Annotated in this window: 17 protein-coding genes; 10 read left to right on the forward strand and 7 right to left on the reverse strand. The window is 64.6% G+C overall.

The window, feature by feature from the left end:
- Positions 1-49: 49 nt before the first annotated feature.
- The 4 genes from lipB (at position 50) to IHE49_RS15900 (ending at position 5,053) form a co-directional block, all read left to right on the forward strand.
- Positions 50-718: a lipoyl(octanoyl) transferase LipB gene (lipB, locus tag IHE49_RS15885; protein WP_192159695.1), complete on the forward strand. Its 669-nt coding sequence runs from the start codon at positions 50-52 to the stop codon at positions 716-718.
- Positions 715-1,722 (forward strand): lipoyl synthase, encoded by a 1,008-nt coding sequence (gene lipA, locus IHE49_RS15890; RefSeq protein ID WP_192159697.1) that lies wholly within the window; start codon positions 715-717, stop codon positions 1,720-1,722. The genes lipB and lipA overlap by 4 nt, the downstream gene beginning before the upstream one ends.
- Positions 1,723-2,043: 321 nt before the next feature.
- Positions 2,044-4,323, forward strand: a complete 2,280-nt coding sequence (locus IHE49_RS15895) for a carboxy terminal-processing peptidase (protein WP_192159698.1) — start codon at positions 2,044-2,046, stop codon at positions 4,321-4,323.
- 121 nt (positions 4,324-4,444) lie between these two features.
- Positions 4,445-5,053, forward strand: a complete 609-nt coding sequence (locus IHE49_RS15900; RefSeq protein ID WP_192159699.1) for a DUF4126 domain-containing protein — start codon at positions 4,445-4,447, stop codon at positions 5,051-5,053.
- 118 nt (positions 5,054-5,171) lie between these two features.
- Here the strand turns inward: IHE49_RS15900 and IHE49_RS15905 are convergent, their stop codons facing one another.
- The 5 genes from IHE49_RS15905 to IHE49_RS15925 form a co-directional block, all read right to left on the reverse strand.
- A complete protein-coding gene (locus IHE49_RS15905) occupies positions 5,172-6,902 on the reverse strand; it encodes a M1 family metallopeptidase (protein WP_192159700.1) in 1,731 nt (576 codons plus the stop codon).
- A 188-nt stretch (positions 6,903-7,090) separates the two neighbouring features.
- Positions 7,091-8,476: a leucyl aminopeptidase family protein gene (locus IHE49_RS15910; protein ID WP_192159702.1), complete on the reverse strand. Its 1,386-nt coding sequence runs from the start codon at positions 8,474-8,476 to the stop codon at positions 7,091-7,093.
- Between the two features lie 61 nt (positions 8,477-8,537).
- Entirely contained in the window at positions 8,538-9,236 is a 699-nt protein-coding gene (locus IHE49_RS15915) for an HAD family hydrolase (RefSeq protein WP_192159704.1), read from the reverse strand.
- 4 nt (positions 9,237-9,240) lie between these two features.
- A complete protein-coding gene (locus tag IHE49_RS15920) occupies positions 9,241-10,500 on the reverse strand; it encodes a substrate-binding domain-containing protein (protein WP_192159706.1) in 1,260 nt (419 codons plus the stop codon).
- Between the two features lie 215 nt (positions 10,501-10,715).
- Complete coding sequence (locus tag IHE49_RS15925; RefSeq protein WP_192159708.1) at positions 10,716-12,098, reverse strand: DegQ family serine endoprotease; 1,383 nt, start codon at positions 12,096-12,098, stop codon at positions 10,716-10,718.
- 336 nt (positions 12,099-12,434) lie between these two features.
- Here IHE49_RS15925 and IHE49_RS15930 point away from each other — a divergent pair, with 336 nt between their 5' ends.
- The 6 genes from IHE49_RS15930 to IHE49_RS15955 all read left to right on the forward strand — a co-directional run bounded on the left by IHE49_RS15930 (position 12,435) and on the right by IHE49_RS15955 (position 20,846).
- Positions 12,435-14,597, forward strand: coding sequence for an adenosylcobalamin-dependent ribonucleoside-diphosphate reductase (locus IHE49_RS15930; RefSeq protein ID WP_192159712.1), 2,163 nt, complete (start codon positions 12,435-12,437; stop codon positions 14,595-14,597).
- A gap of 41 nt (positions 14,598-14,638) precedes the next feature.
- Positions 14,639-15,229: a hypothetical protein gene (locus IHE49_RS15935; protein WP_192159714.1), complete on the forward strand. Its 591-nt coding sequence runs from the start codon at positions 14,639-14,641 to the stop codon at positions 15,227-15,229.
- A gap of 162 nt (positions 15,230-15,391) precedes the next feature.
- Positions 15,392-16,138: an NrdJb gene (locus IHE49_RS15940; protein ID WP_192159716.1), complete on the forward strand. Its 747-nt coding sequence runs from the start codon at positions 15,392-15,394 to the stop codon at positions 16,136-16,138.
- A 155-nt stretch (positions 16,139-16,293) separates the two neighbouring features.
- Positions 16,294-17,235, forward strand: a complete 942-nt coding sequence (locus IHE49_RS15945) for a hypothetical protein (protein WP_192159718.1) — start codon at positions 16,294-16,296, stop codon at positions 17,233-17,235.
- A gap of 348 nt (positions 17,236-17,583) precedes the next feature.
- Positions 17,584-18,459, forward strand: a complete 876-nt coding sequence (locus IHE49_RS15950) for a LytTR family DNA-binding domain-containing protein (RefSeq protein WP_225578494.1) — start codon at positions 17,584-17,586, stop codon at positions 18,457-18,459.
- 149 nt (positions 18,460-18,608) lie between these two features.
- On the forward strand, positions 18,609-20,846 hold the full coding sequence (locus IHE49_RS15955) for a CocE/NonD family hydrolase (RefSeq protein ID WP_192159720.1): 2,238 nt from the start codon (positions 18,609-18,611) through the stop codon (positions 20,844-20,846).
- 160 nt (positions 20,847-21,006) lie between these two features.
- Here the strand turns inward: IHE49_RS15955 and IHE49_RS15960 are convergent, their stop codons facing one another.
- The gene (locus IHE49_RS15960) at positions 21,007-21,258 is read right to left on the reverse strand and encodes a hypothetical protein (protein WP_192159722.1); all 252 of its coding nucleotides are present in this window, start codon (positions 21,256-21,258) and stop codon (positions 21,007-21,009) included.
- A gap of 111 nt (positions 21,259-21,369) precedes the next feature.
- Complete coding sequence (locus IHE49_RS15965) at positions 21,370-22,656, reverse strand: VCBS repeat-containing protein (RefSeq protein WP_192159724.1); 1,287 nt, start codon at positions 22,654-22,656, stop codon at positions 21,370-21,372.
- Positions 22,657-22,868 lie beyond the last annotated feature (212 nt).

Genomic DNA, 22,868 nt, shown 5'->3' on the forward strand with positions numbered 1-22,868 from the left:
CGGTGGCTGACCGCATCTTCTGTTCCTTCCTGCTCTGCCTGGTCCTGCCATGTCACTGCCGCTCAAGATCCGTCGCCTAGGCCGTCAACCCTATGCGACGACATGGAAGGCGATGAGCGCGTTCACCGACAACCGCACCGCCGACACGGTGGACGAGTTCTGGCTGCTGGAGCACGACCCGGTGTTCACCCTGGGCCAGGCCGGCAAGATGGAGCACGTGCTGGCGCCCGGCGAGATCCCGGTGGTTCCGGTGGACCGCGGCGGGCAGGTGACGTATCACGGCCCCGGCCAGATCGTGGGTTATCCGCTGATCGACCTGCGCCGTGCCGGGGTGGGCGTGCGCGAACTGGTCAACAGGATCGAGCAGGCCATCATCGAAACGCTGGCGCACTGGAACATCGTCGCCGAGCGCCGCGAGGGCGCGCCCGGTGTCTACGTGGCCGAGGCCAAGGTGGCCGCCTTGGGCCTGCGTGTGCGCCGCGGCTGCAGCTTCCATGGCCTCGCCTTCAACGTGAACATGAACCTCGAACCCTTCCATCGCATCAATCCTTGCGGCTACAAGGGTTTGGCGGTGACGCAGGTGCTAGACTTGGGCGGCCCGTCGCGTTTGGCGGACGTGGAAGATGTGCTGGCGGAAGAGTTCTGCCGCCAGTTCGGTTTCCGCGCCGAACCGGCCACCCCCGTCATCCCCGAACTCCCCGCACGCGAATCCGCATGAGCGAAGTCTCCGCTTCACCCGCCAAGTCCATCCCGATCAGCGTCGTCAGCGGCGCGCCCGCGGGCGAAAAGCAACTCGGCAACGACAAGATCGCGCTGAACCGCGCCGGCTTCGACACCGGCACGCCGGTGCTGCGCAAGCCGAGCTGGATCCGCGTACGCCTGCCGCCAGGCAATGCCGTACAACAGCTGAAGTCGCGCCTGCGCGAGAACTCGCTGGTGACGGTGTGCGAGGAAGCCTCGTGCCCGAACATCCACGAGTGCTTCAGCAAGGGCACCGCCACCTTCATGATCCTCGGCGAGGTGTGCACGCGCCGCTGCTCGTTCTGCGACGTGGCGCATGGCCGCCCGGCCGCGCCCGATCCGCTGGAGCCGGCGCGCCTGGCCGAGACCATCCGCGACATGCGCCTGAAGTACGTGGTGATCACCTCGGTGGACCGCGACGACCTGCGCGACGGCGGCGCTGAGCATTTCGCGGCGTGCATCCGCGCCACGCGCCACGCCAGCCCCAACATCCGCATCGAGATCCTCACGCCCGACTTCCGCGGCAAGGGCCGCATGGAGCGCGCGCTGGAAGTGCTGAAGGACTTCCCGCCGGACGTGTTCAACCACAATCTGGAAACCGTGCCGCACCTGTACCGAGAAGTGCGTCCGGGCGCCGACTACCAGTGGTCGCTGGACCTGCTCAAGCGCTTCAAGGCGCAGCATCCCGACGTACCCACCAAGTCCGGCATCATGCTGGGCCTGGGCGAGACGCGCGAGCAGGTGCTCGAAACCATGCGCGACCTGCGTGCGCACGACGTCGAGATGATCACCATCGGCCAGTACCTTCAGCCCACGCCGCACCATCATCCGGTGGTGCGCTACTGGACGCCCGAGGAATTCGACGAACTGCGCGAGGAAGGCGAGGCGATGGGCTTCCATCACGTCGCCTCCGGCCCGCTGGTGCGCTCTTCCTACCACGCCGACCTGCAGGCCCATGCGGCCGGTGTCGCCGACCTTTGAGATGAGAGCCTATCGCATGCCTTCCCATGGCTCGCGTAGCGTTGTCGTAGCCGCCGGTTGGTGGCGCGCGGCGCGGCGCTTGCGTGGTTGGCAGGCCGGGCCGCGCGCGGTCGCATGGCAGCTACGGCAGGGCGGCTCTTCCCCGCTCCTCAAAGCCGAGTCCATCCGTGGACTCTCCCCGTGTGTGGACCGGATCTGTTTGCCCGCATCCCTGCGTCATCACTTAGTCGTGGACGGACGTCCACCCTCCCGCTCTTCCTTGGTCTGCGCGCAAACGGTTTCCGGCGCGGGCGATGCGAAGGCATTGAACAGGCTCCAACCATGACCTTTCGTCCCGCGCTGGCCCTGCTGCTGGGCTTGACCGTCACCTGTGCCTTTGCGCAATCCGCCGCCGACCTCGGCGCAGGCAGCCAACGCAAGGCGGCCACGTGGCCACTCAAACCCGATGCGACGCAGGCGCAGGCGGCGCAGCTTTCCGCGCGCTTCCTCACCCGCTTCCACTACGACGCGCAGCCGCTGGACGATGCGATGTCGCAGAAGATCTACAAGGCTTACATCAAGCTGCTGGATCCGGACAAGGTGTTCTTCACCCAGCAGGACATGGACCAGTTCGCGCCGGACCAGACTCAGCTGGACGACGCGATCTGGAACCAGGACCTCACGGTCCCGTTCGGCATCTACAACAAGTTCCTGCAGCGCGCCGTGCAGCGCATGAGCTATGCGCGCGACCTGCTCAAGGGCGGCTTCGATTTCAACGGCGACGAGAGCTACCAGTACGACCGCAAGGACGCCACCTGGGCGAAGGACGACGCGGCGCTGAACGATCTGTGGCGCAAGCGCACCATGAACGACTGGTTGCGCCTCAAGCTCGCCGGCAAGGGCGACGACGACATCCGCAAGACGCTCACCAAGCGCTACAGCAACTACATCGAGCGTGTGAAGCAGCTGGACGGCGAAGACGCCTTCCAGACCTTCATGACCGCTTACGCCAACACCACCGACCCGCACACCGACTACCTCAGCCCGCGCGCGGCCGAGGACTTCGCGATCCAGATGAAGCTGTCGCTGGAAGGCATCGGCGCGCAGCTGCAGTCGCGCGACGACTACACCATCGTCTTCAGCCTGGTGCCCGGCGGCCCGGCGGAGAAGTCCGGCAAGCTCAAGCCCGGCGACCGCATCCTGGGTGTGGGCCAGGGCGACAGCGGCCCGTTCACCGACGTGATCGGCTGGCGCATCGACGACGTGGTGAACCTGATCCGCGGCAAGAAGGACACCACGGTGCGGCTGGAGATCCTGCCCGCCGACGCCGGTCCCGACGGCAAGCACGAGGTCATCAGCCTCGTGCGCAAGAAGGTCAACATCGAAGAGAGCGCGGCCAAGAAGAAGATCATCGAGATCAAGGACGGCAATGGCGTCCGCAAGATCGGTGTGATCGACCTGCCGAGCTTCTACTCCGATTTCGGTGCACGCAGCGAAGGCGACAAGGACTTCCGCAGCGCCACCCGCGACGTGGCGAAGCTGATCGGCGAGCTGAAGGCAGCCGGCGTGCAGGGCATCATCGTGGACCTGCGCGGCAATGGCGGCGGTTCGCTGGCCGAGGCCGATTCGATGACCGGGCTGTTCACCGGCAAGGGCCCCGTGGTGCAGGTGCGCGATGCGCGCGGCCAGGTGGACGTGCAGGGCGCGGACAACACCACGCCGCTGTGGGACGGTCCGCTGGCAGTGATGGTGAACCGCGGCACGGCCTCGGCTTCGGAGATCTTCTCCGCGGCGATCCAGGACTACGGCCGCGGCATCATCATCGGCACGCCCACCTTCGGCAAGGGCACGGTGCAGACCCTGATCGACCTCGACCACTACAGCCAGAACCCCGACGGCAAGCCGCAGTACGGCGAGCTGAAGATGACGGTGCAGGAGTTCTTCCGCATCAATGGCGGTTCCACCCAGATCAAGGGCGTGACGCCGGACATCGCCTTCCCGAGCAATGGCGACGCCAAGGACTTCGGCGAATCCACCTACGACAACGCCTTGCCGTGGACACATATCGCGCCGGCCGACTACAAGGTCGAGGGCGACGTGAAGGCCTACGTGCAGCAGCTGGATGGCGAGCACGATGCGCGCGTCGCGAGCTCGCCTGCGTGGAAGCTGATGCTGGACCAGCTGGCGCAGTACAAGACCATGCGCGACCAGACCTCGGTGTCGCTGAACTTCGCCAAGCGCGAGGCCGAGCGCAAGCAGCAGGATGCGCTGCAGGCCAGTTTCCGCGATCGCCAGAAGGCGATCGACGGCAGCGATGCCTATCTCAAGGACCAGGACGGTGCGCTCGACGACGGCCTCGACCCCGGCGAACGCAGCCTCAAGACCGAACTGCAGCAGCAGAAGGACGCCAAGGATGCACCCGACGCCCAACTGCGCGAGGCCGCGCACATCGTGTCCGACGAAGTCGACATGCTGAAGACCGATCCCAAGGCTGCCACCGTGATCCTGCCTCCCGGCAGCGATTACCTTGCCCAACTGGTTGCGGCCGCTGCGCAGAAGCCGGCCGCCGCAGTCACGTCGGCCAAGCCCGCCGCAGCGGCATCCGCCACCGCGGCGCACTGAGGCCACCTGCAATACGGAAACGACCAGGGGCGCTGCGGCGCCCCTGGTCGTTTCCGTGCCGCTGACTTGACCTCGCGGCGGTGCTGCGCGAGCGTGTCGCCATCCGCGCCGGGAGGTTGCCATGGATCCGCTGTCGAACATCGCGCTGGCCGGCGGCCTGGCATGGGCCAGCGGGTTCCGCCTCTACGCCACCGTGTTCGTCGCCGGCATGCTCGGACGGCTGGGCTGGGTACACCTGCCGCCAGGACTGGCGATGCTCACCGACGCCTGGGTGCTGGCGGTTTCCGGAGTGCTCGCTTTGGGCGAATTCCTTGCCGACAAGGTCCCCGCATTCGACAGCGTCTGGGACGCGATCCACACCTTCGTCCGCATCCCGGTGGGCATGCTGCTGGCATGGGGCGTGTTCAAGGACTCGGGTGCGGGCACGCAGGTGGCTGCTGCACTGCTGGGCGGGGCGCTCACCGCCGGCACGCACCTGGCCAAGACTGGCGGCCGCGCGCTGATCAACACCTCGCCCGAACCGTTGAGCAACTGGACGGCCAGTGCCGGCGAGGACCTCACCTGGGTGGGCGGCCTCTACCTGATGTGGCGCCACCCGTTGGCCTTGCTGGTGTTGCTGGCGCTGTTTGTATTGCTGCTGTGCTGGTTGCTGCCCAGGCTGCTGCGCGGCTTGCGCACATTGGGGCAGCGGCTGCGCCGGATCGGCGGCTTCCTCTCCGGCGCGGGTTGACCGTCCCGCCACCGGCGATCACTTCGGTAGAAGTGCACCCTGTGCGCGATTGCCTTGCGCTTCGATCAAGGCACAAGGCAATTCGCGCCCAGGGTGCGCTCCTACACGAGTTCCGGCGTCAGGGTTTCGCGCTCTTGCGCTGCTGTTTCATCCACTGCACGAACTCGGTGAGGCGCGGCTCGTCGCGCAGCAGTTTTGAATGCGGGTCTATCGTCACCAGCGCGCCGGCCGGCACCGCAAGGCTGCCGTGGCCGTCGGTCATCGGCACGCTTTGCACGGTGTCGTCCACCTGCACGTCCACCGGCATCGGGAAGGGCAGGTTGTTCGGTGCCTGCCAGGCGAGATCCAGCGTGTCGCCATGGCGCTTTGCATCCAGCTTGGGGAGCGCGGCCTGGTACAGGTAGACCTTGAAGAACCAGTCGTAGTCCTTGCCGGTGACCTGGTTCACGATGCGCATGAAGTCGGCGCTGGTGCGGTACTGCGGCGCGAAGTTGCCCGGCTTGGGATCGGGACGGCCGTACACCAGCAGGCGGATGCTGTCGTAGAACGCTCGCTCGCCGATCAGGCGATGCAGCGACTCGAGCATCAAGGCGCCCTTGTTGTAGATGTCCTGCCCGGGGCCGCCACGCGCGTCTTCGTACACGGCCTCCTCGGTGCGCGGCGTGCCGGACACCACCGGGTGGTGATTCTCGACCATGATGCGCAGACGGTTGAGCCAGCCGTAGTACGTGGAGTCGCCGTCGAGGTACTGCGCATACAGCGGCTGCATCAGGGTCGCGAAACCTTCGTGCAGCCACATGTCATCCCAATTCGCGTTGGTCATCTGGTTGCCGAACCATTCGTGCGCGAACTCGTGCTGCAGCAGGTCGTCGAAGCCGCCGCCGTTTTTCGCGTACTGGTTGCCGTAGGCGTTGATGGTCTGGTGCTCCATGCCCTTGTACGGGGTTTCCACCACGCCCATCTTCTCGTCGCCCCATGGGTAGGGGCCGATCTTCGCCTCGAAGAAATCCAGCATGCGCGGGAACTCGGCGAACAGCGCCTTCGCCTGTGCGTCCTCGCCGGCCAGGTACCAGTACTGCAACGGAATCGTGTTGCCGTAGCGGCTCTTGTATTCGCCGGCGAGCTCCTTGTACGGGCCCACGTTGATCGAGATGGCGTAGGTGGTGGGATGCTTGGCGCGCCAGTGGTAGGTCCGCGTCTTGCCCTCGTCGCTGACGCCGACCAGCACGCCGTTGCCGGGCGCCACCAGCGGCTTGGGCACGTTCACATAGAGATCGACGAGATCGGGCTTGCCGTCGGGCTGGTCGATGCAGGGCCAGAACAGGTCGCAGCCTTCGCCTTCCACCGCGCTGCCCACCCAGGGCTGGCCGTCCTTGGTGTGGCTCCAGACGAAGCCGCCGTCCCACGGCGCCATCTTCGCCACGTGCGGTTTGCCGCCGTAGGCGATGGTGACGCTGACCTTGCCGCCCTTGGCCACAACGTGCGGCAACTGGATACGCAGACGACCTTCCGGATTGCTCCATGCACTGGCGGGCAGCGGTTGGCCGTCCACGCTGATCGCACTCACCGGCAGGTTGCGATCCAGATCCACCATCAGGACATCGGTGGCTTCCAGTGCGCCGAAGGTGAGCGTGGCACTGGCGGCTATGCTCCGCGTATCCGGTGTCACCGCGATGTGCAGTTCGGCGTGGTCGAAGTGCACGCGCTTCTGCTCGGCCGGCATCGGTGTGCCGGAATCCTTGGTCAACGCGGTGAGCGGTGGCTGGCTGGGCGCAGCGGTCTGGGCCAGCGTGGGACCAGCGATGCCCAGACCGAGGGCCAGGCTGAGTGTGAGCAGGGTGGGGCGCATGGGCGATCTCTCTGCGGGAGTCCAATCCCGCACCATGCCACTTTGCCGGGTGGTGTGACATCGCCGAAAGTCATGTATGGCGCCGTCTCGCGGTTGCCGCGATTAACAGAGCGGTTTCGACCACCTGCCGCAGGCGACCGAAACCGATCGGTTACTTGTCCAGGCAATGGACAAAGGGGGGAGAGAGCTCACCCCTTCTTGCCATAGCGTTGCTGCAACAGTGCGAAGACTGCGCGCAACCCCATTGCCTCACCCCCACGGGGCCTGCCAGGCCGATCCCCATCGTTCCACGCATACGTGTCGAGGTGCAGCCAAGGCAATCCCGCCGGTACAAAGCGTTCGAGATAGAGCGCCGCGGTGATCGCACCGGCATGTCGCGAAGGCCCTGCATTGGCGAAGTCGGCGAGGTAGGAATCCAGCATCCTGCGATACGGGCGCCACAGCGGCAGCCGCCACAGCGGATCGTCCACCGCGCGACCGGCCGCCAGCGCGGCATCGGCCAGCGCATCGTCGTTGCCGAACAACGCGGGGAGATCCGGACCCAGCGCCACGCGGGCGGCGCCGGTGAGGGTGGCGAAGTCGATCAGCAGCTCGGGCTGCTGCTCGGCGCCGTAGGCCATCGCGTCGCACAGCACCAGACGGCCTTCGGCGTCGGTATTGTCGATCTCCACGCTGTGGCCGGCGCGGGTGACGACGACCTCGCCGGGACGCAGCGCATTGCCGCTCACCGCGTTTTCGACCGCAGGCACCAGCAGGGTGAGGCGCACCGGCAGCTTCGCCTGCATCACCAGTTGCGCCAGTGCGATGGCATGCGCGGCGCCACCCATGTCCTTCTTCATCCAGCGCATGCCGTCGGAGGGCTTGAGGTCGAGGCCGCCGGTGTCGAAGCACACGCCCTTGCCCACGATCACCAGCTTCGGGTGTTGTTCCTTGCCCCAGGTGAGTTCCACCAGTCGCGGCGCGCGATGGCTGGCGCGGCCCACGGCGTGGATGGTGGGGAAATTCGCTTTCAGGAGTTCGTCGCCGATCCAGTCGCGCACCTTGGCCTTGTACGTCTTGCCGAGGCGCTCGATGGCCTCGCCCAGTTGCTTGGGCCCCATGTCCTCTGTCGGCGTGTTGACGAGATCGCGCACCAGCGTCGTGGCTTCGGCCAGCGGTTGCACGGCGGCGAGCGTGGCAGTGTCCACCGCGAGGGTGGCCGGCGCGCGTTTCGCTTTGCGGTAGCGCGTGAACTGGTAGGCACCCAACGCCCAGCCCAGCGCGGCTTGCACGGGAGCCAGCGCAACGCCTTCGGCTGCGAGCCGATAGACGCCCTCCGGCAACGTCATCGGCAACGCGGCGAGTGCGGCCAGCGGGTCGCTCGCGTCCACGCCTACCAGCACGCGCGCGAGCTTGCCGTGCGTGTCGGCAAGCAGGATCGAACTGCCTGGCTTCGCGTCGAAACCGCTCGTGTCCAGCCAGCGGCGCTGCGCGGCATCCAGCCGTTTTTTCGCGGCGGCGAGATGGCGCACATCGGTGGCTTCGATGGCGATGCAATGGCGGGGGGCGGTGGAATGGTCGAGCAGGGCGGACATGGATGGCCTCGTGGCGTGCGTGTTTCGCAACCGCGGATGATGCGCCGATGTCGTCGCGCGGTCACGCCGTGGCGTGGGTTTCCAGCCAGTCGGCGAGTTCGCGCAGATCGGCGAAGCTGAGCTCCGGCGCCTCGCCCAGTTCGGCGGGCCATGTTTCGCCGTGGCGGTTGATCCATGCGGCGCGCAAGCCGGCCCGGCGCGCGCCGACCACGTCGAGTTCGGGATCGTCGCCGACATGCAGCACCTCGTGCGAGGCCACGCCGAAGCGCGAGGCGGCGGCAAGGAAGATGCGCGGGTCGGGCTTGGCCGCACCAACGTCGCGCGAGCAGACATGGTGGGCGAAATGTGCCTGCACACCGGTACGCACGAGATCGGCGTTGCCGTTGGTAAGGCTGGCCAGTGGCCAGCGCGCCGCCAGGTACTGCAGCGCCGGCAGGCTGTCGGGCCACAGCTGCACCGTGTTGCGGGCGGCGTAGTAGACCTCCCATAGCGCGTCCAGCGGTGCGTCGGCGATGCCGCAGGAGGCGAAGACGTGCTGTTGGGTGAGCTTGCGCTGGGTGGTGAAATCGTGGGCGAGGTCGGGCCGCGCCTCGGCCATCCGGGCACGCAGCTCGCGCATGGCCGGGATGGGCCATGCGCGGGCCACGTCGGGCCAGTGTTCGCGCAGGTAGTCGTCCACCGCCCGGTCTGCGAGTTCGAGGGCCGGCATCACCGGCCACAGGGTGTCGTCGAGATCGAGCGTGATGGCGCGAATCGGCACGACGTCAGTTGCGGCTGAGCTGCAGCGACTGGCCGAGCTTGATGTTGTCGCTCTTGAGATGGTTCCAGTCGCGCAGGTCGGCCACGGTCACGCCGGTCTTCTGGGCGATGCCGGACAGGGTGTCGCCCTTGACCACGGTATAGGTCTTGTCGGTGCCGCCCGTGGACTTGCTGGCGTTGCCGGCGGAAGTGCCAGCGGTGCTTGCCGTCTTCGTGGCATCGGCGTTCGGCGGCGACACCGGCGCTTGCGCCGCGTCAGGCGCGAGCGCCGGAACCACGGCGTAGCTGGGCACCGGTGCCTTGGCATGGCTCGCGGTGGATTCGGCGTAGACCTTGTCGCGGCGATCTTGGTCTTTCGCCACCAGCGCGGCGCCGTCCTGGTAAGGCAGCACCGCGTGGCTGCGCAGCACGGCCTTGGCCTTGTCGCCCTGCAGGAAGTCGATGAACTCCTTCACGGCAGCGGCCTTGGTGCTGTTCGGATTGGTCACCAGGTACAGCGGGGTGTACAGCGGATAGCTGCCGTCGACGACGTTCGCCTCGGTCGGCGCAACGCCGTCGATCGGGATGGTGCGCAGCTTGGGGTTGCTGCTGACGTTGGCCAGCGTGGAAAGACCCAGTCCGTTCGGGTTGAGCGCGATGCCGTCTTCCAGCGCCTTGGTGTTGAGGTACAGGCGCGGTGCGGAGATCTGCTGGTCGCCGTGGCCGAACAGCAGGGTGCGCAGGCTGTATTCCACGCCGTCGTTGGGGCTGATCACCGCGTACAGGTCGATGGGTGCGTCCTTGCCGCCCACGTCCTTCCAGTTGGTGATCTTGCCGAAATAGATGTCGTGCAGCTGGCGCACGGTGAGGTTGCGCACGGGATTGGACGGATTGGCGATCATCACCAGCGCATCCCAGGCCACCGGCGTGAAGGTGAGGTGGCCGTCCTCGGGGGTGCCGTCGCTGTTGCGTGCGCTACCGGCGAGATCGGCCGTGCCGGCCGCCACCGCATCGATGCCCGAGGCGGTGTTGAACGGCTCCAGCTTGATCGGCGTATGGCCGGTGCGCTGCCATTCCTTCGCCATGTCGATCACCACGGCGCGCGCGGTGGTGACGTCGCCGCGCCAGATCAACGCGGGTGCCTTGCTGCTCTTGCTTTTGCTGCTGCTGGTCTTGTGGTGGACGGTGGTGGATTTCGTCGTTGCCGTCGTGGCGGCGAAAGCGGGGGCGGCGAGGCAGGCGCCGAGCAGGAGGACGGGTAACAGGCGGACAGCACGAACGGTCATGTGACGGAATACCCCGACAGGAATGGAAGGCGAAGGAGGCGGAGGGTGGCGGCGCGTGATCCCGGCCGGCGCACAGAGTGGACGAACACCGGATATTTCAACGGCCTGGGCCAAAAACATCAAGCATGCAGCCGCGCTTGTGCGACGCAGGCACGTCTGTCGGCATGCTCCCGTTCACGCATGTGTGCCATGCGTCAGCGCATGGCACACCGCCATTACTGAACGATCACATAGTGCGTGCCATCGTCGTCGGCCACCACCAGCGCGAGTTGCCGCGGCCGCACGCCGGCGAGTTCGCGCAGCATGCGCAGGCCGGTGATGCGCACATTGCCCACGCCGATCACCACGTCGCCTGCTTGCAGGCCTGCGGCGGCGGCGCGGCTGTTCGGCTGCACCGCGCCCACCGCGACGCCGTACATGCCCTGGCCGCGCTGGTTCTGGTCGAGATCGGTGAAGGTGACGCCGGCGAGGCGCGGGTCGAGCTTGGCGCCGTCGATGCTGGCGAGTTGCTCCGGACGCAGCGTGGCGCTGACTTCGCGCACCTTGCCGTTGTGCAGCACGCTCAGCTTCACCGTGCTGCCCACCGGCAGCAGGCCTTCGGCGTTGCGCAGGTCGTTCACGCTGCGCAGCGGCTTGTCGTCGAGCGAGGTCAGCACGTCGCCGGGTTGCAGGCCGGCCTGCTCCGCGGGCGAGCCCGCATCGACACCGGTGACCACCACGCCCTTGTCCTGTGCGACGCCGAGCAGTTGCGCGATGCGCGGAGTGATGTCCTGCGACTGCACGCCCAGCGTGCCGCGCGCCACCTTGCCGTGCGCGATCAGCTGCCGCATCACCTCGGCGGCGAGGTTGCTGGGGATGGCGAAGCCGATGCCCACGTTGCCGCCGGAGGGCGAGAAGATCATGGTGTTGATGCCGACCAGTTCGCCGCGCAGGTTCACCAGGGCGCCCCCGGAGTTGCCGGGATTGATCGAGGCATCGGTCTGGATGAAGTTCTGGTAGCCCGACTTGCTCAACCCCGAGCGCCCCAGCGCGGAGACGATGCCCGACGTCACCGTTTCGCTGAGCCCGAACGGCTCGCCGACCGCCACCACGAAGTCGCCCACGCGCAGGCCCGAGGAGTCGGCCAGCGGCAGCGCCTGCAGGTTCGGTGCATTGATGCGGATCACCGCCACGTCGGTGTCGGGGTCGGTGCCGACCAGGGTGGCCTTGTACGTGTGGCCGCCCTGCAGGGTCACGGTGATGTCGTCGGCGCCGCCCACCACGTGGTTGTTGGTGAGGATGTAGCCCTTGGCTGCGTCCACGATCACGCCCGAGCCCAGGCTCTGTTCCACACGCTCGCGCGGCGTGGCCGGCAGGCCGAAGAACTGGCGGAACACCGGATCGTCGAAATACGGATTGCGCACCTGCACGTGTGTCGTGGTGGAAATGTTCACCACCGCCGGCGTCACCTTTTCCAGCATCGGGGCCAGCGAAGGCATGGGTTGGCCGTCTACCGCGGGCGGCATCGTGGCATGGCTGGTGCCGGGCACGGTGGCGCCGAGCAGCAATGCGCAGGCGCCGGCAAACCAGAGCAGGAAATGCGGGTGACGGGATGACATGCGGACTCCTCGTGCGGGATGCGGAAGCGGCGCGCCTTCGACTGCTGACGATGGGCCATGGTTCCCCGTGTCGATGCGCTTACGGGGGCCAAAACCACTTTACATCGGCCGCTCTCAGCAGTACCTTGCGAAGAGTTCGCAATCACAACATCTTGTGCCTCCCTGCGATCGAGCGGACAAGCACTGGTGTGGTTATCGCTTCATGGGGGGGGCTGGTCCGGCATCCGGACGGCAAGGCGGCGCAGCGGCATCAGGACGCCGCAGGCGATGTGATCGACAGCGACGACGGCAATCAAAACAACAAGGCCGCAAGGCCGCAGAGAGGTCAGGGAGCCGATGAGCACAGCGCGCGCGCCAGTCACGGGTTCAGAATTGCAACGCGACGCCGCCGCGGCCATTCCGCTGCAGCCTGCTTCCCAGGACATCTGGGACAAGAAGTACCGTCTGCGCAGCAAGGCCGGCGTGCCGGTGGACGCCGATGTCGATGGCACCTGGCAGCGCGTCGCGCGCGCATTGTCCGAGGTGGAAGCCACGCCCGAGCTGCGCGAGCACTGGAACGAACGGTTCCTGTGGGCGCTGCGCCGTGGCGCGATCCCGGCCGGCCGCATCACCTCCAATGCCGGCGCGCTGGAGCACAAGCCCGCCACGTCCACCATCAACTGCACCGTGTCCGGCACCGTGCGCGATTCGATGGACGACATCCTGGAGAAGGTGCACGAGGCGGGCCTCACGCTGAAGGCCGGCTGCGGCATCGGCTACGAGTTCTCGACGCTGCGTCCGCGCGGCGCCTACGTGTCGGGTGCGGGCGCCTACACCAGCGGCCCGCTGTCCTTCATGGATATCTACGACAAGATGTGTTTCACCGTGTCGTCCGCCGGCGGCCGCCGCGGCGCGCAGATGGGCACGTTCGACGTCAGCCATCCCGACGTCAAGGAATTCATCCGCGCCAAGCGCGAAGACGGCCGCCTGCGCCAGTTCAACCTCAGCCTGCTGGTGACCGACGGTTTCATGCAGGCGGTGGAGCATGACCAGGACTGGCCGCTGGTGTTCCCCATCCACGTGAAGGAGCGCGACGAGCTCGACCTCGACGACGCCACCACGGTGGTGTGGCGCGAATGGCCCACGCACGAGAACTACGTCGACCGCGAGGACGGCCTGGTCGCTTGCAAGATCTACGGCCACATCCGCGCGCGGCACCTGTGGGACATGATCATGGTCTCCACGTACGACTACGCGGAGCCCGGTTTCATCCTGATCGACAAGGTCAACGAGATGAACAACAACTGGTGGTGCGAGCACATCCGCGCCACCAATCCCTGCGGCGAGCAGCCGCTGCCGCCGTACGGCTCCTGCCTGCTCGGCTCGATCAACCTCACGACCTTCGTGCGCGATCCGTTCGGGCCCAAGGCACGCTTCGACTGGGACGAATACCGCGAAGTGGTGAAGGTGTTCACCCGCATGCTCGACAACGTGGTGGAGATCAACGGCCTGCCGCTGCAGCAGCAGCGCGACGAGATCACCAGCAAGCGCCGCCACGGCATGGGCTACCTCGGCCTCGGCTCCACCATCGCCATGCTCAAGATGCGCTACGGCAGCGCCGAGGCGGTGTCCTTCACCGAGGACGTCTCGCGCGAAATGGCCGTGGCCGGCTGGGAAGTGGCGCTGGACCTGGCGAAGGAAAAGGGCACCGCGCCCGTGCTCGCCAAGGACTACACCGTCACCGGCGACATGCTGCGCCGCCGTCCGGAAATGCTGCGCGACGGCTGGAAGATCGGCCAGAGCATCCCCGGCCGCGTGCTGCACGCCAAGTACAGCCGCTACATGCAGCGCATTGCCGAAGTGGCGCCCAACCTGGTCGAGCAGCTGGCCGAAACCGGCGCGCGCTTCACCCACCACAGCTCCATCGCGCCCACCGGCACCATCTCGCTGTCGCTGGCCAACAACGCCAGCAACGGCATCGAGCCCAGCTTCGCCCACCACTACTCGCGCAACGTGATCCGCGAGGGCAAGAAGTCGAAGGAAAAGGTCGAGGTCTACAGCTACGAGCTGCTGGCCTACCGCGCGCTGATCAACGCCAACGCCATGCCGTTCAGCGACGACCCGCAGGCCAAGCTGCCCGACTACTTCGTGGCCGCCGACGACATCAGCCCGAAGCAGCACGTGGACATCCAGGCCGCCGCGCAGAAGTGGGTCGATTCGTCGATCTCCAAGACCGCGAACGTACCCACGGACTACCCGTACGAAGACTTCAAGGACATCTACTTCTACGCCTACAAGCAGGGGCTGAAAGGGTGCACCACCTTCCGCTTCAATCCCGCCGCTTTCCAGGGCGTGCTGGTGAAGGAAGCCGACCTTGCCAGCACCCTCTACCACTTCGAGCTGGAGGACGGTAGTGTTGTCGAACTTCGCGGCAACGAAGAAGTGGAATACGACGGCGAGATGCATACCGCCGCCAACCTGTTCGATGCCTTGAAGGAAGGCTATTACGGCAAGTTCTGACACGCAGTCCACGACGCAACGATCACCGAGGGGTACACCGCATGTCCAACGATCCTGAAATCGAAGTGCAAGACAGTGTGACGCCGGCTGCTCCCGTGGAGCCGGTGATCGAAGCTCCGGCCGCCGCCGTGCCTGCGCCGGCCGCTCCGGCTGCGGCACCGAAGAAGGCGGCAGCCAGGAAGAAGGCTGCGCCAAAGAAGGCTGCTGCGAAGAAGGCTGCGCCGAAGAAGGCGGCAAAGAAGAAAGCCGCGCCGAAAAAGGCGGCTGCGAAGAAGGCTCCGGCCAAGAAGGCTGCCGCGAAGAAGGCAGTCAAGAAGGCCGTGAAGAAGGCGGCGGCGAAGAAGGCCGCCCCCAAGAAAGCCGCCAAGAAGAAAGTCGCGAAGAAGGCCGCCGCCAAGAAAGCGGTGAAGAAGGTCGCGAAGAAGGTTGCCGGCAAGGCGAAGAAGCCCGCCAAGGCCGCAAAGAAGGTCAGCAGCAAGAAGACGGCGAAGAAAGCCGCTCCGAAGAAGACAGCCAAGAAGGCTGCCGTGAAGAAGGCCGCCAAGGCGGTCAAGAGGTCCACTGCCAGCAAGAAGGCGAGCGTCAAGTCGGCGAAGAAACCCGCCGCCAAGAAGGCCGCCCGCAAGAAGTAAGTCCCGAAACGGCCGGCCCGGCCTTGCGCCGGGCCGGCCGTTTTTCTCTTGGAGGCGATGCGCTTTTGCCCGCCATCCCTCCAGCCTGCATCGGAACGACGAGTTCCGCAAAACCCGCAAGTCCGTTTCCCCGCGCCGCCGTCCACTCAGGTAAAGAACATCATGGCGATCAAGATCGAAAAGAAGATCAAGGGCTACAACGTCGTCAAGCCCGAGGACAAGGCCGCGCCCGCCGCAGCATCCGCCTCCGATACGGCCAAGGCCGAGCCGCGCCAGGCCGAAGTCATCCAGATGCACGAGAGCCTGGAGCGTCCCGAGACGCTGATCGGCTCCACCTTCAAGATCAAGTCGCCGCTGTTCGAGCACGCGCTGTACGTCACCATCAACGACATCGTGCTCAACGCCGGCACCAAGCACGAGCAGCGCCGCCCCTTCGAGATCTTCATCAACTCGAAGAACATGGACCACTTCCAGTGGATCGTGGCGCTCACCCGCATCCTCTCCGCCGTGTTCCGCAAGGGCGGCGACGTCACCTTCCTGGTGGAGGAGATGAAGGCCGTGTTCGACCCGCGCGGCGGCTACTTCAAGGCCGGCGGCGTCTACATGCCCAGCATCGTCGCCGAGATCGGCGCGGTGATCGAACAGCACATGAAGAACATCGGGCTCATCCACGACCCCGAGATGAGCGACAGCCAGCGTGCGCTGATCGCGGAGAAGCGCGCTGCCTACGAGGCGGCCAGCGCAAAAAAAAACTCTGACGTGAGCGCAGCTGCGGCTGCTGAAAGCACCGAATCCAACGGCAGCTTCCCGCCCGGCGCCACGTTGTGCCAGAAGTGCAACACGCAGGCGCTGGTACTGATGGATGGGTGCCAGACTTGCTTGAATTGCGGGTATTCGAAGTGTGGTTGATTGGCAGCAATAATTGATTGAAATGAAAAGGAGTGGCGTGATGCCGCTCCTTTTTCGTTATAGCGCCGAGAAATCACACCTCATGATTGATGTTATTAGTTCGATTGCCGGCGGAATTAGAATTTGACCGTTCAACGGTATGCGCTGGAGGGTTGATGTATCGATGGTTCAAGGAGTTCTGGGTTGGTTCGGAACCTGTCGAGTTCGTGAGCTCGTATGGCCTGTTGGAATCTGTGGCGCGGCTGAAGGCTGCCACGAAAAGGTGGTCGCTCTTCAACGTTTCCGAACAAGCTGCGGTTGGGCGAGTGAGTGAAGCGCACGTTTCGTTGCAACGAGTGATCCCGATGGTGGCGAACTCGTTCAAGCCAGTATTCGTAGGTCGGTTTGAGCAAGTACAGGGCAAGGTGCTGCTGACGGGGCGGTTCAGGCTCAGCTGGTTTGTGCGACTTTTCATGGCGTATTGGTTCGGATTTTGTGCGCTGTCCGTCGTGCTGTCGCTGGCGACAACCGTTCTCAAACCTACGGCGGCACTCATGCCGTTGGCGGGTGTTGGCATGTTTGCGCTGGGGCTTGGCATGACACGTCTATTCGCCTGGTTTTCTCGCAATGACCCCGCGTGGCTTTCCGGTGTGATCCGCTCGGCGCTGCATGCGCCGATATCTGTGGAAGCGGGCCTGGCATCGCCGACAACGAGCACGTCCAGTACGCGTCCGACGTTTATCTTGATCGTCACTGGGGTCTTCTGCCTGTTCGGCGTTATGTCTTTCGTTGGGGCGCTGCAGAGTGTGACGCTAAACGGTATCCACGCAGGTGGTTTGTTGGCGACGCGCTTTCCAGGCGCTGTGCGTATTGCTGCAACTGTTCAAGGCGCACTACTGCTGGCGTGCGCCTATGGCATCTATCGCCGCTATCTATTCGCATGGTGGAGCGGATTCGCGGTGCTGTTGCTGGGCCAGACCTACTCGCTGGTCGAACTCCTGACTCGCGAGGATCTCGGCAATGCGCGCATGCCAAGCTTGTTGTTTGGTCTCGTGTCGATCGTCATCGCGAGCATTTGGGGGCGTTGGTGGTACGCGCAGAGAGTTCACTTTTCTTGAAAATTGCAGTGATCCCTGTGGCTAAAAGAGGGTTGGGGGATTGTGTTGGGAACACGACCCGCGTAGCGGTTGGCGATATCGCCGACCACGCGCCGGTTCTCAAGCAAGCTGGCAGTGTTTACCGTCAGTTCGTGCCAGTGCTCGATGGCGTGCGGTCGCTCGTGAAAATGCCGGATGACGTTGATGGCAAGGACGCGGGCAAGTTCGCCAGCGGATGCTCTAGAGCTACGGCCACAAAGGGATGGAGGCGAAACAGGGGTGCGAAACAGGGGTCAGTGTGCACCTTTAGAAGGTCGATCCTGATCCTGGTTTCTATGTAATGGGACTGGGACAAAGGCTGGGAGGCAAATGAGGCAGCGTACTTTCGATGTCCTCGCGGTCGTTGGCGTCTTCGTGGCCTATACCGCCACGATCCGGCTGGCCATGGGCCTCGACCTTGCGGGCTGCCTGCTGGGCGGAGCGGCCAATACGATTCCCGTGGTCATCTTCGGGGTGGCGGTGCGCCGCATCGTCGCGCAGCGCCTGGTCGGGCGTGCTGCCGGAATCCAGCTCGTCGCCCACTTGTTGCTCTGCGCGGCGTTCACGGCACTCTCGTATCTGTTGTTGATCGTGCTGCTCGGCCTGTTCAACGGCGCCGGTCCCGACGGTTTTGTAGTGCGTCCTTTCTCGCTCAGCGGAGCCGCCTGGCAGTCGCTGGAGAACGTGACGACCTACGCCTTGATCGCAGCGGTGTCCTACCTGCAGGTCCCGGACCGGGCTCAACTTGCGTTGCACCGTGAGTCAACTGGAGACGATGCGGCCGTCGCAATCGCTGTGCTCCCGGCCAGCGCCGCGGAGGCGGGGCGCCCCGCGGTGCCGGATGCTCCCGCAGCAGAGTCCGAAGCGCGCGCCGACGGCGGCCTCTCCCGTTATTTCGTCCGGATAGGCGACGAGCTCAGGCCGCTCGACATGGATACGGTGGTGAGCATCGGCGGTGCGGACGACTACGCCGAAGTGCGTACGCAGAGCGGCAAGCACCTGGTCCGCGTGACGCTGGCGGAATTCGCCAAGTCGCTCGATCCGGCGAAATATGTCCGCGTGCATCGCTCATGGATCGTGAACACCCATCGCATCGCCCGCGCCGAGCCGGCCGGTGGCGGTCGCTTGCTGCTGCACATGGATAACGGCCAGACCATCTCGACCAGCCGCGACGGGGCGAAGCTGCTGCGCAACCGGGTCATCTGACCATCCCGCCGTTCCCGTTCGCCGCAGCGTAGTGTCCATTCGCCGATTTTCCGGCCTTTCCTTTCCGAATCCCGCGACCATCGCGCCGTCCTGGCCTTCTGGCCCGGGACGAACCGACCTTGGCTCGAATGATCCGGAGAAAGAACTGCATGAAAGTCTTCGTCCTGCCCATCCTGCTTGCCTGGGGCCTCGTCGCCGCCGGTGCCCATGCCAGCGTGGCCCCGGCCACCAAGGCCGCGTTGCCCGGCATCGCGGCGTCACTGATCGCAAGCCATGCCTCGGCCGCGGCACCGGCCGAGTTGATCGTGCTTTATCGGCTGCAGCTCGCCGCCGGACGCTATGCCGACGCCGAGGCGACCCTGGATCGCCTCGCCGCTGCCTATCGGTCCAGCGAGTCCAGGCTGGTTCCCTCGGTCGTGCCCTGGCAGACCTATGCGCGCGCGAAAGCCTACGAGGCGAACGGGAGCGAGGCTTCTGCCGCCTTGCGCCGCGCGTTTTCCGAACTCTACGGGTCCCTCCCGGACGACCAGGCCGTGGACGTCGGCCCCTGGTACGAAGTCGACCTGGATGCCGTGCGCGCCAAGGTGGCGGAGCAGGAGAAAGCCTGCGCCGGGATGCGGCTGGCGGATTGTCCTTCGGCCGCAAACCTGATTGCGGCTCGCCAGGGATTGGCCGCATGGACCTACCTGGTGCCCGCCTTGAAGCCGCTGCTTGAGGCTGACACGCAACGCCGCTTCCTGGTCGACGACCAGGTCCTGATCCCGACGCCGGATGGCGCGAAGATCGCGGCAATCCTCGTGCGTCCGCGTTCCGCCCAATCGACCAGGCTGACTGCTCTGCTGAATTTCACGATCTACGCCAACGATGACTGGAGCATGGACGACGCCAAGAAAATGGCTGCCCATGGCTACGCCGGCGTGGTCGCCTATACACGAGGCAAAGGCCGCAGTCCCGGCGCCGTGGTGCCCTATGTCCATGATGGCGACGACGCCGCAACGGTAATCGCATGGCTGGCGCGCCAGGCCTGGAGCGACGGTCGCGTCGGCATGTTCAGCGGCAGCTACAACGGCTTCACCCAGTGGGCCGCCGCCAAGCACCGTCCGCCGGCGCTGAAGGCGATCGCCACCCACGCCACCAATGCCCCGGGCATCGATACGCCGATGCAGGGCAACGTGTTCCAGAGCTTCATCTACTACTGGCCGTTCTACATCACGGACACCAAGGGCCTCGACGACAAGGCCTTCGACGACCGCGCCCATTGGACCGGACTCGAGCGCCAGTGGTACGTCAGCGGCAAGCCCTATCGCGACCTGGACAAGATCGACGGCAGGCCCAACCCGATCTTCGATACCTGGCTGAAGCATCCGTCCTACGACGCCTACTGGCGGCGCCTGATCCCCTATGGCCGCGAGTTCGCCGACATCGATATTCCAGTCTTCGTCGAAACGGGCTACTACGACGGCGGCATGGTGGGCGCGTTGTATTACTTCCAGCAACATCTCACGTATCGCCCGTCGGCCGACGACCGGATGCTGATCGGCCCTTACCACCACATCGCCATGCAGACCGGCGTGCTGCCCGAGATCGATGGCTATGTCGTCGACAAGGCGGCGCTGCTCGACCTTCAGGAGGTGCGGCTGAAGTGGTTCGAGCACGTGTTCCGCGGCGCACCGCTGCCCGACCTGCTCAGCGACCGGGTCAACTTCGAAGTGATGGGCGCGAACACCTGGCGGCACGTGTCCACGCTCGCCGACATGGCTGCGAGCTACCGACGCTTCTATCTCACCGGTCGTCACGAAGCCGACCGGTTGCTGTTCGATGGCGCTCCGGACAAGCAGTCCCTTCCGCCTGAGCTCGTGGTGAATTTCGCTGATCGCAGTGATGCGGATTTCAGTCCGCCAGCAGGCATGCCCGACACGCGCAACGCCCTCGTGTTCGAAACACAGAAGCTGACCAAAGCGCTGGAGATCGACGGCTTGTTTCAAGGGCGATTCGAGGTCGTCACCAACAAGCGCGACTTCGATCTGGCGGTCAACTTCTACGCGTTGACGCCTGATGGCAAGTATCTCGACCTGGCCTCTTATCTCGGCCGGGCGAGCTACATGCAGGACCGTACCCACCGGCATCTGCTGCAACCCGGCCAGCCGATCACCCTCGCATTCCAGAGCCAGATGGTGACCGCGCGCCTGCTCCCGGCAGGAAGCCGCATCGTGGCCGTGGTTGGCGTGCCCAAGACTCCCCAGATCCAGATCAATTACGGCACGGGCCGCGACGTGAGCACCGAATCGATGGCCGACGCAGGTGAGCCCCTGCGGATCCGCTGGCTGGCCGGCAGCTATCTCGAACTCGGTATGCGCGGAAGCCTCGAATTCGCGTGGAGCCGCTGACTTCCTTTCATCGCCTTGGACCGTTCAACGGTCCAAGGCGATGATGCTCGGGATGAGCTGTTTGCGATGTTCGTGATATCGCTACTTCCTGCCGCTGTCCGCTTTGGGTCGGAAGCGGACATGCGACTCGGCCTCACATCAGCTTCCGGTTCGATCACTTCTAGCCATTCGAGCGCCAATGCCCCACCGTTGACCCGAGCATCGCTAGGAGACAGACGAGCAATGCAAAGACGCTCGAAGGCAAATCTTTCAGTTGGCGGATTGCACCGGTCAGCCCAATCCCTGCGGCGATACCAATCGCAATGAAGGGCTTGATAGTGTGAAATCCAAGGAGCGTAAGGACGAACATCGGCAAAAGAACACCGACCAGTGCAGCCAGGAATGACGTGCCAAAAGATTTAAGCAACTTCAAGATCACCTGCCTGTACTTAGCTACCAGCACCCACGGAGCGAGTCACTCACCAGTAGGCAAGAAAAGGTCTGCTTCTGATCGGTAGATGGCACTCAGCCATCGCACCGGAAACTAATTTTGCAAGCCAGGCCTGACGACATGCCAACCGGCGCCGGCGGGAGCGTCAGGTAAGGTGTATCCCTCGCTTCCCAGGTAGCTGTCGATCACCGGTTCAGCTTGCGGATTGGTAGTGTCTATGGTCCACACAACGAGCTTGCCGGCGCTGTTTGCCCAAAGTATTTCTTGGTTATTCGGCACGCAATAGCACGCGGAGGAGGTGAAATGACCGGCAGCGACCACCTGATAACCGGGCATCAAGAATTGCTGGCCTGCACCCCCAGCAACGATCCAGTTATTCGTCCACCACAATGTGTTACTGGTGTCAGGGGCGACGGTGTCAAACATAGTAAGCGGCGCCATTTCACCAAGGTTGTTTCGCTGCAGCAGCCCGGCAACAAATGCCCAGTTTCCGGGGAGATATCCAAAAAATGATGCATTCAGCATCTTGCCCTGAGGTAACCACAGATAGGTAGGTGCCGTGCCGCTCTGACTGATTTGTCCTTGCCAGTAGATCGCCGGTGTTGTGCCATTGGGTGAGTCGAATGCAGTCTCGATGAAAGCGATGTGGTAGCCACAGGTCACGGAGATTGTCGTACGACTGACCACCTGGGTTCCTTTCATCAGCCAGTAGCCGAATTCGCAGGCACTTTGGTTTTCCCAGATCAGATCGTCGTAACCGTCACCGTCGATGTCGGCGGCGCCGACCAAGGTCCAGCCCGCAGGGTAAGTGCCAATGTATGCGGCATCGAACCCAGAACCATGGCTGGTCCAGAGGTAGAGGTCGCGACTGTTGCTGGTCCAGACCAGATCGGCCAGGCCGTCATTGTTGAAATCACCCGTAGCAGCAATCCAGTAACCGGGCGTTACAGAAATGATCTGTGAAGCTTGCGTCGTAATCGTTCCCTTGGGATATGGCACTGGATAGAGCAACCACCAACCAAATTGATGCGTCTCATCGTTCATCCACAACAGATCCGATGTGCAATCCCCGTTGATGTCGTAAGGCACCGCAGCATGTAGTCCGCTGCTATTGATACAAGTCGCCGCCGATGGCCGCGCGCTACCCGCCAGGGCTGGTGGGATTGAAGCCGTGGCTATCGATGGGCCACTGCATGCCTCGCCGAGGCAAAGCGATGTTTGGGTCGCAGGGAAGGCGCGTTCCGCCTCAGTCGTCGTTTCGGCGTGCGGATGCATGTCGATGTACTTAGTTACGGCAGCGCTGTCAGACGCACGCGCGACAGACGATAGCATCAGGTACACGGAAAGCAGCAGAGCTCTCTCAAGGGCTTCCTTGACCATCTTGTCCCCCTAAATTGACTGAAGCAAAGCGCAAACGCACGCAGTTGGTCAGACCCTCGCGCCTTTGCCGGAGTGAATGCCCCTTTAGCTGATGCCGCCCGCCGCATCATGGTGCCGGCCGGAATCTACGTGTATTCCCAGGAAGCTGCAAACAGGCGGATACCTTACGATTCGCAAGTCTTCGCGCTTTGCCATCCATTGGATGCCGCGCG

The organism is Rhodanobacter sp. 7MK24, assembly GCF_014842995.1.
GTDB lineage: Bacteria > Pseudomonadota > Gammaproteobacteria > Xanthomonadales > Rhodanobacteraceae > Rhodanobacter_A.

Bases quoted from the DNA above. Each gene is read 5' to 3' on its own strand.
- lipB (WP_192159695.1), top strand. From the start codon at position 50: ATGTCACTGCCGCTCAAGATCCGTCGCCTAGGCCGTCAACCCTATGCG.
- lipA (WP_192159697.1), top strand. From the start codon at position 715: ATGAGCGAAGTCTCCGCTTCACCCGCCAAGTCCATCCCGATCAGCGTC.
- IHE49_RS15895 (WP_192159698.1), top strand. From the start codon at position 2,044: ATGACCTTTCGTCCCGCGCTGGCCCTGCTGCTGGGCTTGACCGTCACC.
- IHE49_RS15900 (WP_192159699.1), top strand. From the start codon at position 4,445: ATGGATCCGCTGTCGAACATCGCGCTGGCCGGCGGCCTGGCATGGGCC.
- IHE49_RS15905 (WP_192159700.1), bottom strand. From the start codon at position 6,902: ATGCGCCCCACCCTGCTCACACTCAGCCTGGCCCTCGGTCTGGGCATC.
- IHE49_RS15910 (WP_192159702.1), bottom strand. From the start codon at position 8,476: ATGTCCGCCCTGCTCGACCATTCCACCGCCCCCCGCCATTGCATCGCC.
- IHE49_RS15920 (WP_192159706.1), bottom strand. From the start codon at position 10,500: ATGACCGTTCGTGCTGTCCGCCTGTTACCCGTCCTCCTGCTCGGCGCC.
- IHE49_RS15925 (WP_192159708.1), bottom strand. From the start codon at position 12,098: ATGTCATCCCGTCACCCGCATTTCCTGCTCTGGTTTGCCGGCGCCTGC.
- IHE49_RS15930 (WP_192159712.1), top strand. From the start codon at position 12,435: ATGAGCACAGCGCGCGCGCCAGTCACGGGTTCAGAATTGCAACGCGAC.
- IHE49_RS15935 (WP_192159714.1), top strand. From the start codon at position 14,639: ATGTCCAACGATCCTGAAATCGAAGTGCAAGACAGTGTGACGCCGGCT.
- IHE49_RS15940 (WP_192159716.1), top strand. From the start codon at position 15,392: ATGGCGATCAAGATCGAAAAGAAGATCAAGGGCTACAACGTCGTCAAG.
- IHE49_RS15945 (WP_192159718.1), top strand. From the start codon at position 16,294: ATGTATCGATGGTTCAAGGAGTTCTGGGTTGGTTCGGAACCTGTCGAG.
- IHE49_RS15950 (WP_225578494.1), top strand. From the start codon at position 17,584: ATGAGGCAGCGTACTTTCGATGTCCTCGCGGTCGTTGGCGTCTTCGTG.
- IHE49_RS15955 (WP_192159720.1), top strand. From the start codon at position 18,609: ATGAAAGTCTTCGTCCTGCCCATCCTGCTTGCCTGGGGCCTCGTCGCC.
- IHE49_RS15965 (WP_192159724.1), bottom strand. From the start codon at position 22,656: ATGGTCAAGGAAGCCCTTGAGAGAGCTCTGCTGCTTTCCGTGTACCTG.